Genomic DNA, 10,319 nt, shown 5'->3' on the forward strand with positions numbered 1-10,319 from the left:
GCCATAAGGCGCGGCGTGCTGGCGGGCGTCCACGCAGGCGGTGGCACTGGCGGGCACGTTACAGCGCGTCGCGAGCAAGTGCGTTGCCTGCTGACGGCTCGATCCACTGCGCGTCATCGGTGGGCCACGCTGCCCGGCGACAGTGGCCGCACAGGCGCGGATCGCGCGACGCGACGGCGCCCTGTTCCTTGGCAGAATGAAACTCGCCCACCAGCGCCGGTAGCGGTAGCGGTAGCGTGCATGGCAGGCGCGCGCAAACGCAACAACCGTAAATCGATAGATGAATACGCGTGCTGCCCGCCCATAAACTGAATAAGCAGCATGGCCTCGTACCGCCGGCGCAGCATTCCCTCTGCATCGCCGCACCCGACGATGAGCGGGCATTTACGCTGCAACGCGGCATGCATTGGGGCTTGGCGCCAAGCGAATGCGTTGCCTGCGCAGGGTCTTGGAGTGGTGTCGCTACACGCCACGCGCCCTGCGCACACCGAAGGCACCTGCAGCATCGCTGTTAACGCTGCAGCGCTTGCGCATAGTGGAAGGACACAAATAAAAAGCCCCGCAGACCAGGGGGAGGTCGGCGGGGCCAGGGAACGGAAACTTGGGGAGGAGTTTCCGCTCCGAGATCTGCTCCAGGGGATGGGAGAGATCTACCGACAGGCGTTGCGCCCGTCGAGGGATATAACAACATTTTCTACATTGATGGATCGTGAAGATAACTGTTAAAAAAATGTAGAATTTAGGGGGTATTCATTCCATTAACTCAGCTGAATTCACATTATGTTTGGAACGGATTATTGCTGATCTGCGTATTCAGCATATCGCAGCCATTCACCGCATCAATGCGCTTGGTCCCAGTTATCGCCAACGCCCGAATCCACCACCAACGGCACGCGTAATTCGGCTGCGCCCGCCATGCGCGTGGTGACCTCGCTCAGTAGCGTATCGACGAAATTAATATCGGCTTCGAACACCAGTTCGTCGTGCACCTGCAAGATCATCTTCGCGCGTTGCGCGTGGTTGGCGATCCAGCCGTCCACGTTGACCATGGCGCGCTTGATGATATCTGCGGCGGTGCCCTGCATCGGCGCGTTGATGGCGGCGCGCTCGGCACCGGCACGCTGGCCCTGGCTGCCGGCATTGATGAAGTCCAGATACAGCCGGCGCCCGAACACCGTTTCCACATAGCCCTTGTCGCGCGCCTGCTGGCGGGTGGTTTCCATGAAGTCGCGCACGCCCGGGTAACGGCTGAAGTACAGCGCGATGTAGTCCTGCGCCTCGCCGCGGCCGATACCGAGCTGACGGGCCAGGCCGAAGGCGCTCATGCCGTACATCAGGCCGAAGTTGATGGCCTTGGCGGCGCGGCGCTCATCGCCGCTGACGGTGTCGATGGTGCGGCCGAACACTTCGGCGGCGGTGGCGCGGTGGACGTCGGCGCCGGATTCGAACGCGCCCACCAGTCCGGGGTCGCCGGACAGGTGCGCCATGATGCGCAGCTCGATCTGCGAATAGTCGCAGGCGATCAGCTTGCGTCCGGCCGGGGCGACGAAGGCGCGGCGGATGCGACGACCGTCTTCGGTGCGGATCGGGATGTTCTGCAGGTTCGGATCGGACGAGGACAGCCGCCCGGTGGCGGCGCCGGCCTGGTGGTAGCTGGTGTGCACGCGCCCGGACTGCGGGTGGATCATCTCCGGCAGCTTGTCGGTGTAGGTGCTGCGCAGCTTGGCCAGGCCACGGTATTCCAGGATGACCCGCGGCAGCTCGTGCTGGTCGGCGATGGCTTCCAGTGCTTCTTCGTTGGTCGAGGGCTGGCCCTTGGGCGTCTTGACCACGGCGGGGAGCTTGAGTTCGTCGAACAGCAAGGCCTGCAGCTGCTTGGGCGAATCCAGGTTGAAGCTACGCCCGGCCAGCTCGGTGGCTTTCTGCTGGGCAGCGAGCATGCGCTTGGACAGGTCCGCACTCTGGCGGCGCAGTTCGGCCGCATCCACGCACACACCGTTGGCTTCGATGCGGGCCAGCACGTCCACCAGCGGCATTTCGATGTCGCGGTAGACGCGCTCCAGGCCCGGTTCGCTGGCCAGCCGGGGGCCGAGCACGCGATGCAGGCGCAAGGTGATGTCGGCGTCCTCGGCGGCGTAGCGGGTGGCGTCTTCCAGGCTGATCTGGGCGAACGGGATCTGCTTGGCGCCCTTGCCGCAGACGTCTTCGTACTTGACGGTGTCGTAGCCGAGATAGCGCTTGGCCAGGCTGTCCATGTCGTGGCGGGCACTGCCGGAATTGAGCACGAAGCTCTCCAGCAGGGTGTCGTCGGCATAGCCGGCCAGCGCCACGCCATGCCGGCGCATCACGTGCAGGTCGTACTTGCCGTGCTGGCCGAGCTTGCGCACGGCCGGGTCGGTGAGCAGTGGCGCCAGTTGCGCCAATGCCTGGGTGCGGTCGAGTTGGGCCGGCGCACCGGGGAAGTGATGACCGAACGGCAGGTACGCCGCCTGGCCGGGCTCGGCCGCCACGCTCAGGCCGATCAAATCGGCTTGCAGCGGGTCCAGGCTGTCGGTTTCGGTATCGAAGGCGAACTGCCCGGCGGCACGCAGCCGCGCGATCCAGCTGTCGAGCTGCTCCTGGGTCAGGATGGTCTCGTACTGGCCGGGCGCCGACAGCGACGGATCGGGATCCACCGCGGCGTTGACGGGGCCGGAGACGAAGCCGGTGCCGCGCGCGCGGCCCGGTTCGGTGCGCGCAGTGGCAGCAGCAGCGCCCAGCGCCACCGGCTCGGCCAGCAGGCCCGCCTGGGCGGCCGCACCACCGAGTTCGCGCAGCGCCTGGGTGAAGCCGTAGCGGGCGTACAGCACCGCCAGCGCCTCGGCGTTGGGCTCGCGCAGGTCCAGCGCGCGCGGGCCGCTGGCCAGGGTGACATCGGTCTTGATGGTCACCAGCTCACGGTTGAGCGGCAGGCGTGGCAACGCGGCGCGCAGGTTGTCGCCGATCTTGCCCTTGATCTTATCGGCGTTGGCGATGACGCCGTCGAGCGAATCGTATTCGGCCAGCCATTTGGCAGCGGTCTTGGGGCCGCACTTTTCCACGCCGGGCACGTTGTCGACGGTGTCGCCCATCAACGCCAGCAGGTCGACGATCTGATCGGGCCGCACGCCGAACTTGGCGATCACCGCCGCGTCCGAATCCATGCGGCTGCCGCTCATGGTGTTGACCAGTTCGATGCCCGGACGCACCAGCTGGGCGAAGTCCTTGTCGCCGGTGGAGATGGTAACGCTCAACCCATCGGCAGCGCCCTGCAGCGCCAGCGTACCGATCACATCGTCCGCTTCCACGCCATCGATGCGCAGGATGTCGATGCCCAGCGCATGCACGATGTCGCACATCGGCTGCACCTGCGCGCGCAGGTCGTCGGGCATCGACGGTCGGTTGGCCTTGTAGTCGGCATACAAGTCATCACGGAACGTTTTACCGGGCGCATCCACCACGAAGGCGATGTAGGCCGGGCGCTCCTTCAAGGTGGCGCGCAACATGTTGACCACGCCGAACAAGGCACCGGTGGGCTCGCCCTGGGCATTGGTCAGCGGCGGAAGCGCGTGGAACGCGCGATACAGGTAACTGGACCCGTCGATCAGGACTAATCTGCTCATCGGGCGATTCTACGCTGCACGCCCAGGGCACACCGCGCCAGCGCATACTGGCTGGCGATCAACACGGATAACGACAATGAACAAAGCACGTCTTTTGCTGCTGCCGTTACTGCTGCTCGGCGGCTGTGCCACCGGCGGCGGCGACCGCGCCGGTGGCGATATCCCGGCTGGCGCCGATGTCACCAGCAAGACCATGGGCAACGGCGACAAGGTCGACGAATACCGCGTCAACGGTCAGCTGGAGATGGTGCGGGTGACGCCGGCGCGCGGGGCGCCCTACTTCCTGTACGACCGCGACCATGACGGGCATACCGACGCGGAAAAGGACAAGGTCAACAAGGTGTATTGGCAGCTCTATAGCTGGTGATTGGGGAGTTGGGATGCGGGATTCGTGGGGCATGCGTCGGGCGTTGAAACGCCCGGTGGCGTTGCGTTTTTGATCTGCGGTTCATTGCCTTGGCCGCTTTGCCGCCGTGCCCGGAGATGTCCCCTTGCGCACAGCGCGCCGCACACCCGCGTGGTGCGCTTGCGGTAGCGCTGACGATGGGCTGCCGGCATGCAGCGGTGCCCGGCGCTCTTTCACACGATTGGGCGCTACTCAACCGTGTTCACGATCGCTGGGCGCACCGCTCAGGTGCCCTGCCTGTCCAGCGCAACCGCTGCTCGGCGTTCCCTGCCCGGCGGGACACCAAGTGCGCGGGTTTCTTGCCTGGCGATGCGGCTCAGGTTTCTTCCAGCGGGCCGGTGACGCGTTGCAGTTCGTCGATGCCGGCCGGGGCCAGCTCCTTCATCAGCGCCAGGAAATCGCAGCCGACCAGGCGTTGGGCGCGGCGCAGTAGCATCGGCACCGGGCTGGATGGTTCGTGCCGGGCGTAATAGGCGCAGATCTCTTCTAGCCGCCGCTTCACATCCTCGGGGCCGGCGATCTCGTCGTTGCGGCGGGTGGCACTGGTTGCCGTGGCGGCGGCGTGGCCCTCGCCGGCAGCCTGCTCGCCATCTTCGGTGACCGCAAGGACGCCCTGCCGCGCTTGCCAATGCGGCAGTACGAAGCGCTCCAGATCGCGCAGGTCGGTCAGCAGCGGCCGCAGGTCCGGCGCAGCGGTGCCGACGCGCTCGCTCAGCAGCGCATCGATCGCGCGCGCCTGCCGCAGCGCCTCGGCAATGGCCTGGGCGGAGGTGGCCAGCGTTTCCGGCGCGCAGTCCTGGCAGCAGGCTTCGATTTCGGCCAGGCTGGGGCCGCTCTGGCCGTCGGGCAGCTTGATGCTGCCGTTGGCCACGCGCAGATCGCGCAGGCTGAAGCGACCCAGCCGCGGTGACTGCACGAACGCGGTGGTGCGCAGCGCACCGAGCAGGCCCATCGGGTCGCTGAGGCCGACCAGCGCATTGATGCGCGAGGTCGGGTCGTTGTCGTCGTCGGCATCCAGCTGCGGATGCACGCTGTCCCAATGACGCTCGAGCAGGCCGTGGATCAACGCCAACGCATCGGCCCAGCCCGGCAGGCCGCGCAGGCGCAACCAGGCGGCGCCGAGCTTGCCGGCCACGCGCAGGTCGCGGCTGCGCCGGCTCAGCTCCAGCGCCAGCGCCTGCACCTTGTCCCAGTCCGGTTCTTCGGCGGCGATGACGCTCTCGCCCAGCGAGCGCTCGGCGCGGGCCGACGATTCGCGCTCCAGGCGCAGGAATTCCGGGTCGTATTCCAGATCCGGTCCGGCCGGGGCGTCGTCGCCGAGCGGCGCCAGCAGGGTCTCCAGGGAACTGTCGTCTTGCATGGCACGGCCTCCATCGGGGAAGCCGCCGCGGTGAGCGGCGGCAGGCAGGTCACTCGGGATTGCAGACGGCATCCGGGTCGCCGGCGTCGCAGGCCGGCTGCTGGTCGTCGGGCAACCGCAGGCCGGGGCGGACCAGGCCGAAGGCGCGGTACGGGGTACCGCTGGCCGACAGGTCCACGAAGGCCACGGTGCGGCTGGCCGAACTCTGCGCACGGCCGGCAAACGCCGAGGCCGGCACATTGAAGCCGGAGCCGCCGGCCAGATCGAGCAGGCTGCCGTCGACCGTCGTGGCGTTGAAATAGGCCGGCGGCGCGCCGATCGCCGCCACGGTCTGGGTGCCGGTGCCGATCACATAGATCGGGTTCTGCTGCGTACCGATCTGGCCGGTGGCGGCGAAGGTGCCGGTGCCGTTGCGCAGCGGCGCACGGCCGTCCTGGAACAGATTGCCGCGGACCGACAGGAACATCGCGCTGTTGCCGGCATCCACGCTGTAGCTGCTGCCATTGGCCAGCACCAGCAGCAGATCGCCGCCATTGGTGAAGCTGAACCCATTGCTGGCGACGAAGTCGCCCAGGCGTACGACACGGTTGTCGACGAAGCCGGCCGCATCGCCCAGCACCACCGCGCCGCCTGCGCTACCGCTGAGCAGGCCGGCGGTGATCGAACTGCCGGCGCGCTGGCGGATGCCGGCAGCGGCCTGCAACCAGCTGGTGGCGCCGCTGAGCTGGCCGCTCAGGTGCAGCTCGCCGCCGCTGCGCAGGCGCAGCGAGGGGCCGCCGTCGACGCGGCCGCTGACCAGCAGCGAACGATTGCTGACCAGATCCAGGCCTTGCGCGCTGAAGTCGCCGAGCGCGTCGATGGCGTTGCCGCTGCCGGTGAGCGTGACCGCCCCGGCGACATTGCCGCTGAGCTGACCGGCGCGCAGGTTGCCGGCGTTCTGGGTGATCGCCCCGCCGCTGCTCAAGGCCACGCTGGCGCCTTCAACGTCGTGACCGAGCACGACGCCGGTGCCGCCGCGCAGGGCGATGGCGTTGGCGCTGAGCGCGCCAGCGGTGGTGAGCTGGCCACCGGCCTGCAGACGCAGGGCATCGCTGGCTTGCGCAGTCGCCGCCAGGTCGTTGCGATCGACGATGGCGATGCTGCTGCCGCGCGCCTGCACCGTGCCCTGGAAATCGTTACCGGCCGCATCCAGCACGATCGCACCGGTGCCGGCATCGAGCACGCTGCTGCCCGCCACGGTCAGCGCACCTTGCTGGGTAATGCCGGCAGCGGTGGCCGCAGGCACGGCAATCGCCTGGGCAACGATCGTGTTGGCCTGGGCCGTTGCTGCACTCCCGCTGCGTGCCACCAGCGCACCGCCGACGCGCCCCTGGCCCAGATCCAGGCCGGCGCCGCTGGCGACATCCAGTGCATCGACCTTCAGATTGCCCAAGACCAGCGCATTGCGATCGCGCACGCTGGCCGCGCCGCCGCTCAGGCTCACCGCCGCCTGGAAATCGTTGTCGGCATCGGTCAATGCAATGGCAGCGCCACTGCTGTTGATGCGGGTAATGCCAGTGACGGTCAACGCGCCGCTCTGGGTGACGGCGCCGCCACTGCTGGCCGCATCCAGATCGCCATCGACCAGGCCAACGCCCAGATTCAGCGCGCCGCTGTTACGGACCTGCAGGTCGCCGGTGTTGAGCGTGCCCAGGGTCAAGGCATTGGCATCGCGCACGCTGCTGGCCCCGCCGCTCAGGGTGAGCAGGCCCTGGAAGTCGTTACCCGCCGCCTCCAGGGTGATGGCGCCGCTGCCGGCATCGACCGTGGTGTCGCCTGCGACGAGCAACGCGCCACCGGTCTGGGTGATGGCGGCATTGGTGCTGTTCAAGCGCAGCGCGTTGCCTGCCGTGAGCGTGTTGCTCAGCGCGATGCCATTGGCGCCGGTCAGTTGCACCGTGCCACCGCGCAAGGCGCCGGCGGTGCGCAAGGTGCCGCCGTTGGCTGTCAGCGTCAGCGCGCCGGTGCCGGTGTCGATCTGGCTGGCCGGCATGTTCAAGTCACCGCCGGCGACCAGCGAGATCGCCGCGTTGGCACCGCTGCGCACCGCAGCGATGCTGAGGTCGTTGCGATCCTGCACGGCGATGGCATTGCCGGTGAGCGCAACCGCGCCGACGAAGTCGTTGTTGGCATCGGTCAAGGCGATGTCGCCACTGCCGGCATTCAAGCTGGATGCACCGCCGACCGACAAACCGCCGCTCTGGGTGATCGCTGCATTGCCGCTGGTGCCGTTCAACGCGCCACGCACCACCCCGTTACCGAGATTCAATGCGCCACTGCTGTTGGCGGTGAGTGCATTGGTGGACAGCGTGCCGAAACTGAGCGCGTTGCCGGCGATCTGCACGTCGCCTGCCGTGAGATTGACCACGCCGTTGAAGGTGTTGCCCGCGGTATTGAGCGTGACGTTGCCACTGCCTGCATTGACGGTGGTGGTGGTGCCAACGTCGAGTGCCGCGGCGGTCTGCGTGATCGCGGTGTTGTTGCTGCTCAGCGACAGCGCGTCTGTGGTGGTGATGGTGTGGCCGATGGTGAGACCGTCGCGCGCGGACAGGGTGACGTTGCGGCCGCGCAAGTCGCCGCCGGTGCTCATGCTGCCGCCATTGGCGATCAGGGCAAGATCGGCGGTGCCGGTGTCCAGGTTCTGCGCGGAGAGGTTCAGTGCGCCGCCGGCGGTCAACGCGATGGTGCCGTTGGCACCGGCGTTCAAGGCATTGATGGTGAGGTCGCCGCGATCGGCCACCGTGATGCCGGTGCCGGTGAGACGGATGCCGGCGCCAAAGCGGTTGCTGCCGTTGTTGAGCGCGATGCTGGCGCTACCGGCATCGACGGTGCTGGTGCCCACCACGTCGAGTGCGCCGACGTTCTGCACGATGGCGGCGTTGGTGCTGCGCAGGGCGAGCGTGTTGGCGGTGACGGTGTGGCCCAGGGTCAGGCCGTCGCGTCCGAACAGCGTCACGTTGTTGCCACCCAGGGCTGCGGCCGTGCTCAGTGCGCCGCCGTTCGATGCCAGGGTCAGGTTGCTGTTGCCGACCGCGATAGCCTGCGACGGCAGGCTCAAGGTACCGCCGGCGGTCACTGCAACACTGCCGTTGCCGGTGCTGGTCAATGCGGCAAGGCTGAGGTTGTCGCCGTCGATCACGCCAATGCCGTTGCCGGTCAGGCTGACGCTGTTGAAGTGATTGCCGGCTTGCAGCAACGAAATCGCACCGGTGCCCGCATCGACCGTGGTGGCGCCGCTGACCAGCAGTGCGCCGCCGCTTTGCGTAATGGCGGCATTGCTGCTGGCAAGCGACAACGTGCGCGCGGTGATGTTCTGGCCCAAGGCCAAGCCGCTGTTGGCGCGCAGGCTCACTTCGTCGCCAAGCAGTGCGGCAGACAGGCTCAGGCTGTTGGCGATCAGGTTGATATCGCCGCTGCCGTTGTTCAACGTCGTGCCTGGCAGGATCAGGTTGCCGCCGGCGGTCAGCGCGATCGTGCCGCCGTTGTTGCTGGTCAGCGAAGAGAGCGTGAGATCGTTGCTGTCGCGCACCGCGATGCCGGCGCCGGTCAGGCTCATGCTGCCCTGGAAGTCGTTGCTGCCGTCGATCAGCGCGATGGCGCCGCTGCCGGCATTGAGGGTGGTGGCGGCATCGACGATCAGTCCGCCGGCCTGGCCAATGGCGCCATTGCCGCTGCTCGCAGCAAGGGTGCCGGCAACGCGGCCGCTGCCCAGGTTCAATGCGCCGTTGCTGGTGGCGGTGAGGTTGGCGGTGTTCAGCGTGCCCAGCGTCAACGTGCTGCTGTCGCGGATCGACACCTCGTTGCCGGTCAGGCTCACTGCACCGCCGAAGTGATTGCCGGCACTGCCCAACGCGATCGCGCCGGAGCCGGTGTTGAAGCTGGAGGTCGAACCGATGCGCAAGGCGCCTGCGGTCTGGTTGATCGCGCTGTTGCTGGTGGACACCACCAAGGTGCTGCTGTCGATGCTGGTCGCCAACGTCAGTGCGTTGGCGCTGAACAGCGAGACCGCATTGCCGGCGAGATCGCCGCCCAATGTCAGCGTGCCGTTTTCTGCGCGCAGCGTCAGGTCATCGCTGCTGGTCAATCCGCTGCCGGGCAGCGTGAGCGAGTTGCGTGCGGTGAGCGCGATGGTGCCGGCGCCACCGTTGTTGAGCGAGACCACGCTGAGATCGTTCGCATCGACCACCGCGATATTGCGGCCGGTCAGTGCAAGGCCGTTCCTGAAGTCGTTATCGCGTGCGAGCGAAATGGCGCCGTTGCCGGCATCGACGGTGGCAAGGCCGCCGACGTCGAGCACCCCTGCATTCTGGAAGATCGCGTTGGTGGTGGCAGTCAGGCCCAGGCTGCCACTGGCGGTGACGTTGTGATTGAGCACGATGCCATCGCGGCCGCTCAGGCTCACGTTGCCGCCATTCAAGCTGCCGTTCGTGCTCACTACGCCGCCATTGGCGATCAGGCTGAGCGCGCCGGTGCCGGTGCTGAGGTTTTGCGTGGGCAGCGTGAGCGCGCCGCCGGCTGTCAGGGCGATGGCGCCATTGGTGCCGTTGCTGATCGAGGAGATGCGCAGATCGTCACGATCGACCACGCTGATGCCGGTACCGGCCAGGCTGATACCGCTGCGGAAATCGTTGCTGCCGTCGGTCAGCGCAATGGCGCCGCTGCCGGCGTTGAGGGTGGCGCTGCCATCGACGATCAGCCCGCCGGCCTGGCCGATGGCGCCATTGCCGCTGCTCGCAGCCAGGGTGCCGGCAACGCGGCCACTGCCCAGGTTCAATCCGCCGTTGCTGGTGGCAGTAAGGTTGCCGGTGTTGAGCGTGCCCAGCGTCAGCGCGCCGCTGTCGCTGATCGACACGCCGTTGCCGGTCAGGCTCAC

The 10,319-nt window shown here is 67.4% G+C and carries 3 protein-coding genes and 1 pseudogene; 1 reads left to right on the forward strand and 3 read right to left on the reverse strand.

Annotated elements, in window-relative coordinates:
• Positions 1-839 precede the first annotated feature (839 nt).
• Entirely contained in the window at positions 840-3,641 is a 2,802-nt protein-coding gene (gene polA, locus ACCQ07_RS19965; RefSeq protein WP_372363594.1) for a DNA polymerase I, read from the reverse strand.
• Between the two features lie 76 nt (positions 3,642-3,717).
• Here polA and ACCQ07_RS19970 point away from each other — a divergent pair, with 76 nt between their 5' ends.
• A complete protein-coding gene (locus ACCQ07_RS19970) occupies positions 3,718-4,008 on the forward strand; it encodes a DUF2782 domain-containing protein (RefSeq protein WP_008571145.1) in 291 nt (96 codons plus the stop codon).
• 355 nt (positions 4,009-4,363) lie between these two features.
• On the opposite strand, the gene tssA is transcribed toward ACCQ07_RS19970, so the two are convergent.
• Together tssA and ACCQ07_RS19980 are read right to left on the reverse strand one after the other, a co-directional pair.
• A complete protein-coding gene (tssA, locus tag ACCQ07_RS19975) occupies positions 4,364-5,407 on the reverse strand; it encodes a type VI secretion system protein TssA (RefSeq protein WP_008571144.1) in 1,044 nt (347 codons plus the stop codon).
• A gap of 49 nt (positions 5,408-5,456) precedes the next feature.
• A pseudogene (locus tag ACCQ07_RS19980) lies at positions 5,457-10,280 on the reverse strand (beta strand repeat-containing protein); the annotation flags it as partial.
• Positions 10,281-10,319 lie beyond the last annotated feature (39 nt).

It is taken from the genome of Xanthomonas sp. NCPPB 3583 (genome assembly GCF_041475715.2).
Classification (GTDB): Bacteria; Pseudomonadota; Gammaproteobacteria; order Xanthomonadales; family Xanthomonadaceae; genus Xanthomonas; species Xanthomonas euvesicatoria.

Bases quoted from the DNA above. Each gene is read 5' to 3' on its own strand.
- polA (WP_372363594.1), bottom strand. From the start codon at position 3,641: ATGAGCAGATTAGTCCTGATCGACGGGTCCAGTTACCTGTATCGCGCG.
- tssA (WP_008571144.1), bottom strand. From the start codon at position 5,407: ATGCAAGACGACAGTTCCCTGGAGACCCTGCTGGCGCCGCTCGGCGAC.
- ACCQ07_RS19970 (WP_008571145.1), top strand. From the start codon at position 3,718: ATGAACAAAGCACGTCTTTTGCTGCTGCCGTTACTGCTGCTCGGCGGC.